Annotated in this window: 15 protein-coding genes; 8 read left to right on the top strand and 7 right to left on the bottom strand. The window is 72.2% G+C overall.

Annotated elements, in window-relative coordinates; genetic code table 11:
• Positions 1–22 precede the first annotated feature (22 nt).
• Genes O7620_RS14335 through O7620_RS14325 form a run of 3 tightly spaced genes read left to right on the top strand, consistent with a single transcriptional unit; the run spans position 23 to position 2333 of the window.
• Positions 23–472, top strand: a complete 450-nt coding sequence (locus O7620_RS14335; RefSeq protein WP_151487913.1) for a hypothetical protein — start codon at positions 23–25, stop codon at positions 470–472.
• Between the two features lie 59 nt (positions 473–531).
• The gene (locus O7620_RS14330; protein WP_278123406.1) at positions 532–1674 is read left to right on the top strand and encodes a histidine kinase; all 1143 of its coding nucleotides are present in this window, start codon (positions 532–534) and stop codon (positions 1672–1674) included.
• A complete protein-coding gene (locus O7620_RS14325; RefSeq protein WP_151487915.1) occupies positions 1671–2333 on the top strand; it encodes a response regulator transcription factor in 663 nt (220 codons plus the stop codon). The genes O7620_RS14330 and O7620_RS14325 overlap by 4 nt, the downstream gene beginning before the upstream one ends.
• A 23-nt stretch (positions 2334–2356) precedes the next feature.
• Here O7620_RS14325 and O7620_RS14320 read toward each other — a convergent pair whose 3' ends face one another.
• From O7620_RS14320 to O7620_RS14305, 4 genes are all read right to left on the bottom strand, one after another.
• Positions 2357–2692: a DUF6223 family protein gene (locus tag O7620_RS14320; protein ID WP_151487916.1), complete on the bottom strand. Its 336-nt coding sequence runs from the start codon at positions 2690–2692 to the stop codon at positions 2357–2359.
• A gap of 202 nt (positions 2693–2894) precedes the next feature.
• A complete protein-coding gene (locus tag O7620_RS14315; protein WP_278123405.1) occupies positions 2895–5762 on the bottom strand; it encodes a glycosyl hydrolase in 2868 nt (955 codons plus the stop codon).
• 175 nt (positions 5763–5937) lie between these two features.
• Positions 5938–7326 (bottom strand): serine hydrolase domain-containing protein, encoded by a 1389-nt coding sequence (locus O7620_RS14310; protein WP_278123404.1) that lies wholly within the window; start codon positions 7324–7326, stop codon positions 5938–5940.
• 69 nt (positions 7327–7395) lie between these two features.
• The gene (locus O7620_RS14305) at positions 7396–8217 is read right to left on the bottom strand and encodes a PIG-L family deacetylase (protein ID WP_151487918.1); all 822 of its coding nucleotides are present in this window, start codon (positions 8215–8217) and stop codon (positions 7396–7398) included.
• Between the two features lie 279 nt (positions 8218–8496).
• Here O7620_RS14305 and O7620_RS14300 point away from each other — a divergent pair, with 279 nt between their 5' ends.
• A complete protein-coding gene (locus O7620_RS14300) occupies positions 8497–9390 on the top strand; it encodes an alpha/beta hydrolase (protein WP_278123403.1) in 894 nt (297 codons plus the stop codon).
• Positions 9391–9392: 2 nt separating this feature from the next.
• Here the strand turns inward: O7620_RS14300 and prfH are convergent, their stop codons facing one another.
• Both prfH and O7620_RS14290 read right to left on the bottom strand, forming a co-directional pair.
• Entirely contained in the window at positions 9393–10013 is a 621-nt protein-coding gene (gene prfH / locus O7620_RS14295; RefSeq protein WP_278123402.1) for a peptide chain release factor H, read from the bottom strand.
• Positions 10010–11176, bottom strand: coding sequence for an RNA ligase RtcB family protein (locus O7620_RS14290; protein WP_278123400.1), 1167 nt, complete (start codon positions 11174–11176; stop codon positions 10010–10012). Before O7620_RS14290 ends, prfH begins: the two co-directional genes overlap by 4 nt.
• Before the next feature lie 166 nt (positions 11177–11342).
• Between O7620_RS14290 and O7620_RS14285 the strand changes: the two genes are divergently transcribed.
• Entirely contained in the window at positions 11343–11882 is a 540-nt protein-coding gene (locus O7620_RS14285; RefSeq protein ID WP_278123399.1) for an adenylate kinase, read from the top strand.
• Positions 11883–12065: 183 nt separating this feature from the next.
• Here O7620_RS14285 and O7620_RS14280 read toward each other — a convergent pair whose 3' ends face one another.
• Positions 12066–12173, bottom strand: coding sequence for an LPXTG cell wall anchor domain-containing protein (locus O7620_RS14280; protein WP_278123398.1), 108 nt, complete (start codon positions 12171–12173; stop codon positions 12066–12068).
• A gap of 262 nt (positions 12174–12435) precedes the next feature.
• Between O7620_RS14280 and O7620_RS14275 the strand changes: the two genes are divergently transcribed.
• From O7620_RS14275 to O7620_RS14265, 3 genes are all read left to right on the top strand, one after another.
• Entirely contained in the window at positions 12436–13650 is a 1215-nt protein-coding gene (locus tag O7620_RS14275; protein ID WP_278123397.1) for an FUSC family protein, read from the top strand.
• Between the two features lie 76 nt (positions 13651–13726).
• Positions 13727–14254, top strand: coding sequence for a hypothetical protein (locus O7620_RS14270; protein WP_278123396.1), 528 nt, complete (start codon positions 13727–13729; stop codon positions 14252–14254).
• A gap of 71 nt (positions 14255–14325) precedes the next feature.
• Positions 14326–15168 (top strand): DUF4097 family beta strand repeat-containing protein, encoded by an 843-nt coding sequence (locus O7620_RS14265; protein ID WP_151487930.1) that lies wholly within the window; start codon positions 14326–14328, stop codon positions 15166–15168.
• Positions 15169–15177 lie beyond the last annotated feature (9 nt).

Below are 15177 nucleotides of genomic sequence, written 5' to 3'. Positions count from 1 at the left end.
CGTCAGTCTGGAGGCTCCTCTCGTGCCAGCTAACCGGATCATGCTGCTCCCCGCACTCTCCACGCTCACGCCCGCGGACGAGCCGCTGCAGGCGGCGACCGCCGAGCTGGTCGCCGACCTGCGCGAGGTCGACGGTCTGCGGGTGACCGAGGAGGACACCCCGGCGGTGGGGCAGAAGGGACAGTGGACGGACCTGGTGATCGCGCTCGGCGGACCGAGTGTGGTGGCGGGTGCGGTGACGGTCTTCCGGCTGTGGCTCGGCCGTGACCGGCGCCGGTCGCTCACGCTCACCGCGTGGCGGGCCGGTGCGGACCCGTTGCGGATCGAGATCAGTGGCGACAACGTCGCGGAGCGGACCGTACACGAGGCCGTCCAGCGGTTGCTCGGCGCGACGGACCCGGCGGTGGGCACCTCGCCGGACGACCCGGACGCCGACCCGGACCGGTCGGCCCCGCCGGCGATCACACCCTGACGGCGAGACCTCGGTTCGGCCCTTATCGGGTCCGGCCGTCGACGGCTAGGCTTCGGCGTATGTCCAGCTCGCGATGGCAGGGCCGGGCTGCGAACGTGGCCGTGGTGTTCGTGGTCGGCCTGGTCGCGCTCGTCGGCCTGCTGGTGCAGTCGGAGGGCGTCGACACCACCGCCGACCGGTTGGCGTTGCTGGTCGTGCTGGTCTCGTCCGGTGCGCTGTACCTGCGCCGCCGCCATCCGGTGTGGGTGGGTGTGGCGGCGCTGGCGGCCGTCGGCGCGTACGGTGCGTTGCTGCACCGGCCGGGACCGATCATGCTGGTCTTCGTCGTGGCGCTCTACACCGTGGTCGACGAGGGTCATCTCGCGGTGGCGATCGGGCTCGGGTCCGCCTCGGTGGTCGCCTTCGCCGTCGCGGACGGCGCCGGGCGGGCCGGGTCGACCTCCAACGGGGCGACGCTGCTGCACGCCGGGTGGCTCGTCGCGGTCATCGTCGGTGTCACCCGCAACCGCCGGGCGTACGTCGCGGAGGCGCGGGCCCGGGTGTTCGAGGCGGAACAGGGCATGCGGGAGGAGGCCCGTCGCCGGGCCACCGAGGAGCGGCTGCGCATCGCGCGTGAGGTGCACGACGCGCTCGGCCACCACCTCTCGCTGATCAACGTGCAGGCGAGCGCCGCGCTGCACCGTCCGGATCCCGCCCGGTCCGTGCAGGCGCTCACCGCGATCAAGCAGACGAGCAAGGAGACCCTGCGCGAGTTGCGCGCGACACTGGACGTCCTGCGGCAGGAGAGCGAGACACCCGCCGCGGTGCCCGGCCTGAACCGTCTCGACGAGTTGGTGAGCGTGGCCGCAGGGTCCGGGTTGACGATCCAGGTCGAGGTGACCGAGACCCGGCCGTTGCCGCCGGAGGTCGACCTGGCGGTGTACCGGATCGTCCAGGAGGCGCTCACCAACGTGGCCCGACACGCGGACGCGTCCGCCGCGCTGGTCCGGGTCCGACCCGATGGGGACGACGTGCTGGTCGAGGTCGACGACGACGGCAGCGGCTCAGCCGGGCCGCCCGGCAACGGGATCCTCGGCATGGGTGAGCGGGCCCGGTCGTTGGGCGGATCGCTGACCGCGTGCCCGGACCCGGACGGCGGCTTCCGGGTGCGCGCCCGCCTTCCGCTGCGCCGCGGCACCGTACCGGCGGGGGTGCCGGCGTGATCCGGGTCCTGCTCGCCGACGACCAGACCCTGGTGCGCGCCGGGTTCCGGTCGATCCTGGAGGGTGAGGACGGCATCGAGGTGGTCGGTGAGGCCGCCGACGGCGCCGAGGCGGTGCGGCAGGCCCGGTGGGTGCGCCCGGACGTCGTCCTCATGGACATCCGGATGCCCGGGCTGGACGGCCTGGCGGCGACCCGCGAGATCGTCGCGAGTTCCGACATTCGCGTGATCATCTTGACGACGTTCGACCTGGACGACTACGTCTACGGCGCGCTGCGCGCCGGCGCGAGTGGGTTTCTGGTGAAGGACACCGAGCCGGCGGAGTTGATCCACGGGGTGCGGGTGGTGGCCCGGGGCGACGCGCTGATCGCACCGTCGATCACCCGCCGGCTGATCTCCGAGTTCGCCGCCCGGGTCCGGCATCCGGACCCGGGCCCGCGGTTGAGCGCGCTCACCGACCGGGAACGCGAGGTCATGGCGCTGGTCGCGGCCGGTCTGTCCAACGACGAGATCGCGGCACGGCTGGTGCTGAGCCCGGCCACCGCGAAGACGCACGTCAGCCGGATCATGACCAAGGCACAGGTCCGCGACCGGGCCCAGTTGGTGATCCTCGCGTACGAGTCGGGGCTGACCGTTCCCGGTTGGCTCACCCGGGACTGACCGCGACCTCGCCGCGGGGGCGGTCAGCCGGCGCGGCGGGCGCGGGCCAACGCCAGCCCGCCGAGCACGATGCCGACCGACCCGACCCCCAGGGCCACGAAGGCGCCGCCTCGACCGTTGCCGGTGCCGATGCCACTGTCGGAGGTCGCCACGACGAGGCCACCGAGGGCGACGCCGACCAGCCCCGCCGTCAGGGCCACGACGGCTCGGAGCCGCGCGTTGCCGGTGCCGGTGCGGGCCAACGCGAGCCCGCCGATGATCACGCCGGCCAGGCCCAGCACGGCGGCCACGGAGGCGCCGAGACGTCCGGCGCTCATGGTCGTGACGCTGGCGGCGGCGAGCAGGTGCGAGTCGTACATGGGGGTTTCCCTTCGCTCACGGACGGTGCCGGTGCAGCGTATGGAGCCGCGGGGTCACCGGTCGTCCGGCCGGAGTTGCCGAAGGGCGTACCACCGGGGTCGTACGCGTCCGACGCGACGCACCACCCCGGTTGTGTCGGTGGCCGCGAGCGAGCGCCGCCGCCGGCCGTACCTCGACCGGCGGCGGCGCGGGCGGGACCGATCAGGAGTACGGGAGCCGGAGCACCGACTGGTTGCCGACGCCCAGCGTGCTGGGGTTGTTGCCGATCGCCGACCAGACCTCCACCCGGACCGTGCCGTTGCTCAGCGTGCCCAACGAGCCGGTGGCCGAGGCGAGGCCGGCGTTCTGGGTGTAGTGCTCGTAGCCGGGGACCGGGTCGGTGGCGAAGTAGCGCCACGTCTCGGTCCGTTCCCAACTGCCGTTGCCGGTCAGGTCGTAGGAGACCCGCACCTGCACGCCGTTACCGACCGCCGACCCGGCGTCCACGAACAGGTCGAACGTGGTCTGCGCGCCGGAGTAGGCGAGGTTGAGCCCGGTCGCGGTGAAGACCTGCGGGTTGGTGGGCGTACCGTCGTGGTTTCCGTTGGCGGCCGCGACCGTGGTCGTGGCCGCGCCACCGGCGGTGCCCAGACCACCGCCGGGCAGTAGGTACCGCGTCGGGCCGCCGGAGGACGGCGGCGGGTCGGTCGTCGGCGGCGGGTCCGTCGGCGTCGTCGGAGGGACGCCGCCGGCCGCGTTACCGCCACTCCAGGTGTACGCCCCGGTGGTGGCCGTCTTTCCGGCACCCACGGTGAGCGTGGTGCCGTTGGAGAACGTCACCGTGACCGGCGACGCGGTCGGGTTGGACGCCACGTAGGTGCGCGCGCCGTTGCGCGCGAAGACCGCCGACAGGGGGTGGTTGCCGGTGACCGTCGTGTCGACGGTGCCCAGCGCCGCGAGGTTGCGGATCCAGTGGAAGGTGTGTGCCCGGCTCTCCCCCTCCTCGGGTGTGTAGCCGGGGTTCGCCCGCAGGTTCGCCAGCGCCGCGTCGCCGTCGCCGAGGGCCTGGAACTGCCAGAGGATGTCCTGCCACACCGTCGGTTGCCCACCGTTGTTGCGGACGAGTTCGGCGTAGTTGGTCCGCACGTACGCCGGGTTGTTGCCCAGGTACAGGTGTCCGCCGGTGACGGGCAGCAGGTTGATGCCCTGGATCATCTCCGGCTCGCCGCTGAACCAGGTGGCGTACGCGCCGCCGTCGCCCCAGACCATGCCGACCGTCGAGTGCCCGAAGGCGGCGGGGAAGTTCTGGTCGCTGACGTCGAACCAGTACTCCTGGATGGCGGCGGCCTGCGTGGTGTAGAGGAAGACGCCGGCGTCGCGCACGGCGGTGTTGCCGGTGACCTGCCCCCACTGGATGAGGGCGTTGGCGAAGTTCATCCCCTCCGACGAGGACTCCTGGTTGTTGCCGGAGCCGAACGACCCGTGCCCGGACGCCCAGTCGTGCCCGGCGTAGATGTCGAAGTCACGCAGGTAGGGGAAGCGGGTGTCGTCGCGCCGGTAGTTGTTGGCGTCGCGGATCAGCAGGTCGACCATGCCGCCGTAGCGGCTGGTGGCGGCCCACGCCGGATCGAACTTGGCGAGCGTCGCCGCGGCGGCGATGTAGTAGCCGTAGTGGAAGTGGTGGTCGTTGAGTTCCTGGTCGGAGCCGTACGACGCCGGGTAGCCGATCAGGGTGCCCCAGTTGTTGTCGTAGTAGAAGACCTTGCTGGTCTTGCCGCTGGACGCGGTGAACCAGTCGGTGAGCGTGCTGCGGATGGCGTTCAGCGCGCTGTCGCGGGTCGTGGTGTCGTTGACCAGGTCGGCCACCTCGGCGAGGCGGGCGGCCCGGCCCAGGCCCTTGCCCGTCCAGTACGTGTCGCCGCCCCGCTGGTCCATCGGGTTCGAGCGGGCGGCGGCCAGGTGGCCGGTGAGGGTCGCCAGGTCGGCGCCGCTGCCGTCACCGACGGCCGGCAGTTCCGGCAGGACACCCTGGAACTTCATGGCGGTACGGAACTGGTTGATGCCGGTGAGCACCTTCATCCGGCCGCGTGCCGACGGGTAGGTCGGTGTGATCGGGGTGGACCCGCTCAGCGACTTCCACTGGTGCGGGTAGAGACTGACCACCGTCTGCGTGGCGGTCCCCTCCCGGGCGGTGGTGGTGAACGCGTACGTGGTGGTCAGCCCGCTGGTCGCCGGGTTGTAGGCGTAGGACACCTGGGTGCCGGTGACGTGGGCGTGCGCGTACCGGCCGTAGGTGGTGGCCAGGTCGGCGCGTTCGGTGGCGCTCGACGTCGGGGGCAGGAGGGCGACGGAGAAGTAGCCCCGACCGGCCAGGGTGGACGTGATCCGGCCGGACGCCACGGTCCAGGTGGCGCCGCTGGGCGCGTACCCGACGTAGTCGTGGCCGTTGACCCGGAAGCCGATGGTGGCGCCGCTGGTGGACCAGACCTCCGGGGTGCCGGCGGTGCTGATCTGCGCGTTCCCACCGGTGGTCTGGAAGTACGCGAAGGGCAGCCCGTGGCCGATGGTGGCGCGCATGGTGCGGGTGCCGTCGCTCCAGTAGGGGCTGACCGTCCAGTCGGTCCAACCATCGACCTTGACCAGTGGCGCGGCGAGCCCGGCCACGCCGACCCGGATGTCCTGGACGTACGGGTAGTGGTATTCGCCGACGCCGGTGGCGGTGCCGCTGATGGCGGGTGTGGAGTTGGCGGAGAAGCCGAGGCCGTCGGTGAAGGTGTCGTACGAGACGGGGTGGGCGTGCAGGGGTTCGCTGAAGGCACAGTCGGTGCGCTTCCAGAGCAGTGAGGACCACCAGTCGTTGGTGGGCACCGCGCCGGCGGGGGCGTTGGCGGTGGCGAACTGCCGGGGGTTGGTGGACATCGGCCCGCAGCCGGAGGGGAGCGGGCCGACCGGCGTGGTGGTGTAGCTGCCGGCCCCGACGGGGGCCGCCTCGGCGGGGCCGCTGACGGGGATGGTGAGGCCGCCGACGACCAGGGCCAGGGCGGTGGTGACGGCCAGTGCCCATCGGCGGTGGGGGACGGGAGGTTTCATGGTGCCTCCATCGCGCGCCGGTGCCGGCGGGGGCCGGGATCGACGCCTGCGTCTGAATTGAGGAGAAGGTCTATCGAGAGAGCGCTCTCTCATCGGGCACGGTAATCGAACGCCGAGATCCCCGTCAATGTGTCCGGCCGGTTGCGTGCTGATGTCGCGATTTGCCGCCGGGCGGCTAACGGCGGGGCGGCGGCGGAGGCGTAGCCGCCCCGGGTCGGGCCGGTGGCCGCGTGCGCGGACCGGTCAGGTCATCCCAGCGGGCCAGCTCATTGGCCACGGCGACACGGACCGGGTCCGGGTTCGCCCAGCTCCAGTTGGGGTGCGCCCGGTTGGTGAGCAGGACGAGCACGCGTCTGCGGGCCGGGTCGACGAGCAGCGAGGTGCCGGTGAAGCCGGTGTGCCCGAAGGTGGTCGGACGACTGAGCCGGCCCATGAACCAGGGCTGGTTGAGCACCACGCCGAGACCGTGGTCGCTGCTGCGACCCGGTCGCTCGGGGTCGACGGCGGGCAGGCCGACGTTGGCGTTGGTCAGCATCCGCCGCACGGTGCTCTCGGCGAGGATCCGCTGCCCGCCGTAGACGCCGCCGTCGAGCAGGAGCTGACCGATGACGGCGACCTCCTGGGCGGTGCTGAAGACGCCGGCGTGCCCGGCGACGCCACCGAGGTGGTTGGCGACGTCGTCGTGCACGATCCCGCGCAGCAGCCCGCGCGACGAGCGGGCGTCGGTGGCCACCATCCGGGCGGCTCGTTCGGCGCTGCTGATCCAGGTGTTCGGCGTGAAGCCGGTCCACCGCAGGCCGAGCGGGTCGGCCAGGTTGGACTTCAGCGCCTGGTCGAGGGTCTGGCCGGTGACCTTCTCGACAAGCTTGCCGGCGACCATCAGGCCGACGCTGGAGTAGCGGAACACCCGGCCGGGCACGGCGCCACTGACCAGCGGGGTGGCCAGCACCGCCTTCCACTTCGCGGCGAGACTGCCGGAGCTGGTGCCGCTGGCGCCCACCGGCAGACCGCTCGTGTGCGTCAGGAGCATCGCCACGGTGACGGCCGACTTGCCGGTGCCGGTGAACTCGGGCAGGTAGCTCACCACCGGCGCGTTCAGGTCGAGGCGACCCTTCTCCACCTGCTGCAGCACGAGGATCGACGTGTAGACCTTCGTGATCGACGCCAGGTCGAAGATCGAGTCGGGGCGCATCCGGACCCGCTGCGCGGCCGGCAGGAGCACCGGCCCCGCATCGAAGCGCAGTGCCTCACCGACGGTCGCCTGCGCGCTCGTCTGCCCGCCGGTGAGCTCCAGCGCCACCGCGCCCGCGTACGCCGGGTGCGAGGGATTCTGGCTGGTGGGTTGCAGGTGGACGGTGAGGAGGCCGGTCAGTCGCTGGCTGACCGTTCCCACCGTGCGACCCAGCGGGACGGCGCGCACGGCGCCACCCTGGCCGGCCGTGTCCGTCGACGGGGCCTGCCACGACCCGGCCTGCCCCGCCGGGGACTTCGCCTGGCAGCCGGTGAGCGCCGCGGCGGCGGCGGACAGCCCGAGGCCGAGCATCGAACGACGATGGAAATGCACGGCAGGATCATGTCACCCGATCGGGCGTGACGACAGGGCTTACGCCCCCGCCACGACCCCCGCGCGACGTCAGCGGAGGCCGGCGAAGAGATCGTCCTCGGGCACCGGTGCGCCGGTGGTGTCCCGGACCCGTACGAACGTCTCCATGCCCATCAGCTCGGTGAACCGCTCCTGGCCCAGCTGGAGGAAGAAGATGTTCTCGGTCTGGCTGGCATGCGTCGCCAACGCCTCGAACTTCTGCGCGCCGTACGCACGTGTGTCCACCCAGGTGCTGATCTCGTCGTCGGGCAGACCGAGCTGCGGCTGCGGCTCGTCCGGCTCGGCCCACTCGACGCCCAGCTCCTGCATGATCTTGCCGAACTCCGCGAACGCCGTACGCGGCACGGTGGTCCAGTACACCTTGGCGGGGACGTCGGTCTTCGCGACGGCGGCCATCGTGATCCGGTGGGCCTGAATGTGGTCCGGGTGGCCGTAGAAGCCGTTCTCGTCGTAGGTGACGACGACGTCCGGACGGTACTGCCGGATCAGCTCCGCCAACCGGTCCGCCGCCTCGTCCACCGGTGTGGTCCAGAACGAGCCGGGCAGGTCGTTGGTCGGCCAACCCATCATCCCGGAATCGGCGTACCCGAGCGTCTCCAGGTGCGTGACCTTCAACGCCGCGCAGCTGGCCTCCAGCTCGGCCTGGCGCATCGTCACGACGGCGGCCGGATCGTGGCCCGGATCGCCGGGCTTCACACCGCCCGGGCCGTCACCACACCGCCCGTCGGTGCAGGTCACGAGCACCGTCGTGACCCCCTCCGCCGCGTAGCGGGCCAGGACGCCGCCGGTGCTCGTCGCCTCGTCGTCGGGGTGGGCGTGCACCGCCATCAGGGTCAGGGATTGTTCAGCCATGCCGTCAGCCTACGAGGATCGGTCGGGGGTCGGTGGCCGCCAGCACCACCGGGGCGGTCAGGTGTCGTCCGGGTCGCTGTCGAGGTGCGGCCCGTTAGCGCCGCGCAACCGGTCGACCAGCTGCTCCAGGGCCGTGATCTCGGCGTGCCGTCCCCCACACGGCCTCTCCTTGTCGGATCGCCCGACACGCTCGTCCGGACGCCCCTACGATCTGGGCTTGTCGAGGGCCGCGAAATCGCAGGCAGACACCGGGAAGAGCGCCGGAAGGGGACTGCGGGGATGGCACTGTTCGACGAGGTGAGGCAGGTCGACGCCGGCGTCCTGACCGTCGGATACGTGGAGGCCGGGCCGTCCGACGGCCCCGCCGTGATCCTCCTGCACGGCTGGCCGTACGACATCCACAGCTTCGTCGATGTCGTACCCCTGCTGGTGGATGCCGGCCACCGGGTGGTCGTGCCGTACCTGCGCGGCTACGGCACGACACGGTTCCGCTCCGCCGACACGATGCGAAACGGCGAGCCGGCGGCCATGGGCCTCGACCTGATCGCCCTCATGGACGCCCTGAGCATCGACACCGCGAAACTCGCCGGCTTCGACTGGGGTGCGCGCACGGCCGACGTGGTGGCCGCGCTGTGGCCCGAGCGCTGCCGGGGTCTGGTCTCGGTGAGCGGCTACCTGATCGACGGGCAGAAGTCGGGCACGGTGCCGCTGCCGCCGAAGGCCGAACTCTCCTGGTGGTACCAGTACTACTTCGCCACCGAGCGCGGCCGGAAGGGCTACGACACGAACCGGCGCGACTTCGCCAGACTGATCTGGCACACCGCCTCACCGAAGTGGACCTTCGACGACGCGACGTTCGAACGCAGCGCGGCGGCCTTCGACAATCCCGACCACGTCGACATCGTGATCCACAACTACCGGTGGCGGCTGGCCCTCGCCGACGGCGAGCCGCAGTACGACGAATGGGAGAAGCGTCTGGCGGCCAAGCCGAAGATCACGGTGCCCAGCATCTCCCTGGAAGGCGACGCCAACGGCGCGCCGCACCTGGACCCCGGCGTCTACGGCAAACAGTTCGCCGGGCAGTACGAGCACCGGACCGTCGGCGGCGGGGTCGGGCACAACCTTCCGCAGGAGGCGCCCCAGGCGTTCGCCGAGGCGGTGCTCGACGTCTGACCTCAGCGCTGAGCCGTCGGCCGTTCGACGCGCACGGGGTCGCCCCGGACCAGTTCGTCGTGGACGCGCCAGCGGGCGGTGACGACAGCGCGCCGGGCCGCCTCGTCGCCGTCCTCGACGCGCTGGCGCAGAAGGCGCAACGCGATGCGACGGTTGAGGCTGAACTGCCGCTCATCGTCCACCACGACGACGATGCCCGACGGTCGGTGGGTCGCCCGTACCGCGGTGCTGGCCTTGTTCCGGTGCTGACCGCCGGGCCCACCGGTACGGCAGGCCACGATGTCGACGTCCGCCTCCGCGAACGGCGTGGGCGGGGCGTCGCTCTCGGGTGCCCGGGCGGTGACGTACCAGTTCTTCCGGCCGGTGCTCGCCCGGTACGGGCTGGGCGCCTGCCAGCACAGGGTGCCGGTCCACGAGGTGGCGAGCGCCTCGGCGTGCGCGCCGGAGATCCGGATCAGCACCGACCGGTAGGTGCCGGGCCGCTCACCCGGCACGGCCTCGACCTGCTGAACCGTCAACCCCTGACGGTCGGCGTCGGTACGCAGACGGTGCAGCAGCCGGGCCACCGCCCACGCGCACTCCTGCGGCCCACGACCGGCGGACAGCAACAGGTACGTGCTCACGACCGGCCCCGCCCGCGCCGCCGGTCCCGCCGCTCGGGCCGGGGCACGGACCCCAGGTCGGGCGTCTTGTAGGTCACCAGGGGCGTCGTGCTGAGCACCGGAGTGGCCAGGTCGTGCGCGACGAGATCGGCGATCACCCGCTCGATGCGCTTGTACGCCGTCGGCGCCTCCTCGAAGAGCAACTGCCGGTCGCCGCACACCACCAGCGAGCCCACCGGCGTACGACGCAGCTCTTCGACCGTGTGCTTGGCCCGGCCCCGGCGCAGCGCGTCGGCGCGCGACATCTTGCGGCCCGCGCCGTGCGCCACCGAGTGGTTGGCCTCCGCCCCGGCGTGGGCGGCCACGAGATAGGAGTCGGTGCCCCGGGTACCGGCGATCAGCACGTCCCGGCCGTCGCCCGGCGCCGCTCCCTTACGGTGCAGGTAGATCCCGTCGCGGACCTCGACGAGGTTGTGGCACTGGTCGACGATCGGCTCGGTCGGCTCGGCTCCCAACGCGTGCGCGACCCGGGCCGCGAGCACCCGGCGGTTGAGCGATCCCCAGCGCACCGCGGCGTCGTGCAGCGCCAGGTAGGCGTCGGTGTCGACCGCCGGGCCCGCGCCGTGGACCTCGGTGTGCGTCCGCAGGATCCGCTCGCCCAGCCCACGCGAACCGCTGTGGACGATGAGCAGGAGCGCACCGGCCTCCAGCCCGAGCCGGCTCGCGTGAGCCGAGTCGAGCACCGTGTCGACACGCGCCAGCTCGACGAAGTGGTTGCCCCGGCCGACCGTACCCAGCCCATCCAGGTGACCCGCCGGAACACTGCCCTGCACGACCGCCCAGGCCGGGTCGTCGGCGTCCCGCTGCGGGTCCAGCGCACGGTCGAGGTCGGGGAATCGCGTGGCGAGCCGTTCGGGTACGGCACGCTTGAGTCCGATGGGGAACACGGCGATGCCGCAGCCGATGTCGGAGCCCACCAGGTGTGGGTACAGCACGCTCGACGCCATGGCCGCGCCGATGGGAGCGCCCTTGCCGGGGTGCAGATCCGGCATCGCGGCAACGTGGAGCATGCCGTCGAGGGCGGCCACCTGCTGACACTGTGCGAGCGCTGCGGACTCGATCCAGCTCTCCGGCGAGGCGAACACGGTGACGGTGGCGGGCGTGGAGGAGTGGTCCTGAGACAAGGATGCTCACTTTTCGGGGCGAGAACGGACGGACGACGGCACGGCCCCGGGGAAACGTCACCGGGGCGTGGAGCGAGGGGTGGTCCGTCAGTACGTCATGGCTGACACTCTCGCGGAGCCCGCCGCGCGCGGCAACCGGGTTTCCCTCGCCACGTACGCTGCCGCGGTGAGCGCACCCCGACGCATCCTGGTCTACGGGGTGTACGGCGCCGGCAAGTCCACCCTCGCGGCACGCCTGGCCGAACACCTTGCGGTGCCCTGGTATCCGGTGGACGACCTGCTGTGGCAGCCGGGCTGGATCGAGGTGCCGGTCGCGCAGCAGCGCAGCCGGATCGAGGAGGTCTGCCGACGGGACCGCTGGATCATCGACGGGGCGTACCACGGGTGGCGGGACGTGCCCCTGGCCCACGCCGACCTGGTGATCGGCCTCGACTACCCGCGGTGGCGCTCGTTCTGGCAGTTGCTGCGCCGCACCATGCGCCGTCTGCGTACGCGCGAGGTGATCTGCAACGGCAACCGCGAGTCGCTGGGCAGCGTGCTGTCCCCCGACTCGATCCTGGTCTGGCACGTCACCGCGTTCGGCCGGGCCCGACGACGGATGCGCGCCTGGCAGGCTGACCCGTCCGGGCCGCCGGTGCTGCTGTTCAGCAAACCAGCAGCCTTCAACGACTGGATGACCACACTGCCCCGACGTAACCCCCCATAAGACCCCCGCGCCCGGACCTCCCCATACCGCGATCGTGCACTTCTGTCCCGACGCAAGGGGCATTCCACCCATGTCGACAGCCGAAAGTGCAAGATCGGCGCGATCTATGGCTGGGCACACGCCGGGACGCGAACACGGTCCTGGGCGGCCCGGCCGGTGGGTTACCGGCCGGGCCGCCGGTGGTCAGGACTCCTGGCGTCGGCGCCGGGCGAGGAGGAACGCGAGCCCGCCGAGGGCGACCATGGTCGTTCCCGCGCCGGTCATGGCCTTCAGGCGGCCGTCACCGGTCACCGGCAGGATGGGAGCTTCCCCGCCGGGGCTGCCGGGTGCTCCGTGCCCGGCGGCCCCGAGGCCACCGGCGGGGTGGCCGCCCACGCGCTGGACCCGGCCGCCGCCGACCGGCTCTGGACGTACGCCGAGAAGGCGGTGGTCACGCGCTGAGCGCGGCGCGACGACGTCCCGCGCCGCCCGGCCGCTCCGGCGGGGACGCGCGCCGACAGGATTGATCTGGTCCCGGCGGGGTTGATCTGGTCACGGCCGGGTAGGTGCCGCCATGGTCGCTGCCGATCGGCCCGCCGCGGGCGGGGGCACGCCGAGCCGGGACGACACCAGTGCGCGTGTGGGACCGTCGGCGACCGTCGTCCGCCTCCGTGACCGCTCGGTCGAGGCGCTGCGGGACCGGTCGCGTCGGGTGCGTGCCATCGGCGGGCTCGCCGTGCAGGCCGGACTGGCCGCGGCGCTGTCCTGGCTGGTGGCGCACCAGCTGCTGCAGATCTCGCAGCCGGTGTTCGCGCCGATCTCGGCGGTGTCGACGCTCGCCGCGTCGGTCGGTCAACGGCTGCGCCGCACCGTCGAGCTGATCATCGGTGTCGCCGTCGGGGTGCTGATCGGTGACCTGCTGATCCTGGTGATCGGCACCGGATGGTGGCAGCTCGGCCTGATGGTCGTGCTGGCCATCATGGTGGCGTTGTTCCTCGTGGGCAGTGCGGCGGTGGTGATCCAGGCTGGTGCCACGGCGGTGCTCATCGCCACGCTCAGCCCGTCGGTGCGTGACCTGGAGTTCCCCCGGTTCGTGGACGCCCTCATCGGAGGGGCGGTGGCGCTGCTGGTGACGGCCGTGCTGCTGCCGTTGAACCCGTTGCGGGTGCTCAACCGGGCGGCGCGGCCGGCGCTGGATCTGCTCGCCGCCCAGCTCGACGCCACCGTGCACGCCCTGCGCGAGGGTGATGTGGCCCGTGCGCGTGCCGCGCTGATCGAGCTGCGGCAGAACAGCGACGAGGTGAACGCTCTGATCGAGGCGACGAAGGGTGCTCGGGAGGCCAGCACCCTGTCACCGGTCAACTGGCATCACCGGCACGGGCCGGTGGGCCGGTACGCACACGTGGCGGAGCCGATCGACCGGTCGATGCGGAACAGCGGGACGTTGATCCGCCGGGCGGTGACGCTGCTCGAGGACCGGGAGCAGGTCCCGGAGTCGATGCCGAGGGCGGTCGCCGAGTTGGCCGAGACGGTCCGGCTGCTCAAGCGGCAGTTCGCCGCCGGGGAGGAGCCGCTCCGGGCGCGGGAGCAGGCCTTGCGGGCGGTCTGCGCGGCCGGTGACGCGTACCGGGAGGGCGTCGGTTTCTCCGGTGCCGTCGTGATCGCGCAGGTCCGGACGACCGCCAGCGACCTGATGGTGGGCACGGGGTTGACCCAGGAGACCGCGAACCGCCTGGTCCGGCGCGCGTTCGGCGAGCTGCGACCCCCGGGCGCGGCCCGCCTCCGGTGACGCGTGGTGGCATCTGATGGCATCAGCCTGAGCCAGCCTGTTGCATCCTGAGCCAAAGTGGTGCCATGATGGTGCCATGGAGCTGAGGTCGTATGTCGAGAACCTGCGTGACGAGTTCGCCGTGGCGGCGGAGGGCGTCGACCCGGAGGCACGGGAGTTGGCCGAGAGGCTCTTCACCCAGTTGGAGGCGGCGACCCGCCTCACCCTGCTCGAGGCGCTCTCCGACGCGGCCGACGAGATCACCCGTGAGCTTGCTCCGGGCGCCGTGCACGTCCGGCTGCGCGGACGCGAGCCGGACTTCGTGGTGACGCCGGCCAACCCGCCGACGGAGCGGCCGGGGGAGGCCAGCGAGCCGGCCCCGATGCCGGCGCCGCTGCTCCCACCCGAGGGTGACGACGGCGGCACGTCCCGGATCAACCTGCGCCTGCCCGACCATCTGAAGGCCAGCGTCGACGAGGCGGCCAGCCGGGCCGGGCTGTCCGTCAACGCGTGGCTGGTGCGCGCCGTCGCCGGCGCCGTCGGAGCGGGCGGCACGGACCGTCAACCACCCCGCCGGGTGGAGCCGCCACGGTCCGGCCAGCACTTCACCGGCTGGGCGCGCTGACCCGTACCCCCTTCCCTTCACCCGCCGCCCACCAGCGGCGACGTCCACCGACCACCTTTCGGGAGACCACCATGCCTGTTTTCGACACGCCAGAGCCGATTTCCGTCCAGATCGAGATGCCCGTCGGGGACGCGTGGATCGCCGCGACCGACCGCACCGACACGGTGGTGCGGGTGCGCCCCCGGGATCCGTCGAGCAAGGCCGACGTCGGCGCTGCCGAGCAGACGACCGTCGAGTACGCCGCCGGCAAACTGCTGATCAGGGTGCCGAAGAGTTGGCGTCGCTACGGCTTCGGCGCCGGGCCGTCGGTCGACGTCCTGATCGAGGTGCCCAGCGGGTCACGGCTGCACGCCGAGGCGTCGTGGGCCGCGTTCCGCTGCGAGGGCCGGCTCGGCGAGTGCCGCATCAAGACCGGCAGTGGGATCCGGCTCGACGAGACCGGGCCGCTCGACATCGACAGCAGCCACGGCGAGATCGCGGTGGAACGCGTCGCCGGTTCCGCCCGGGTGAAGGCGTCCTCCGGCAAGGTGCGCATCGGTGCCGTCGACGGCACCGCCGAGATCAAGAACTCCTCGGGTGACTGCTGGATCGGCCAGAGCGGCGGGGACGTGCGGATCAACACCGCCTACGGCGACATCACCGTCGACGCACCGATGACCTCGGTGAACGCCCGCACCGCCTACGGCAACGTCCGGCTGGGTCAGGTCGTGCGGGGGTCGATCGAGTTGCAGACCTCGTACGGCGCGATCGAGGTCGGCGTCCGGCGCGGCACCGCGGCCTGGCTCGACGTCAGCTCCCGGCACGGCCGGGTGCACAACGCGCTCGAGACCACCGACAGCCCGGCGCAGACCGACGAGACGGTCGAGGTCCGGGCGAACACCTCCTACGGCGACATCATGATCCGCCGCGCCTGATCCGCAGTC

Source organism: Micromonospora sp. WMMD710 (assembly GCF_029626045.1).
Classification (GTDB): Bacteria; Actinomycetota; Actinomycetes; order Mycobacteriales; family Micromonosporaceae; genus Micromonospora.
This window is presented reverse-complemented; position numbering and strand designations above follow the sequence as displayed.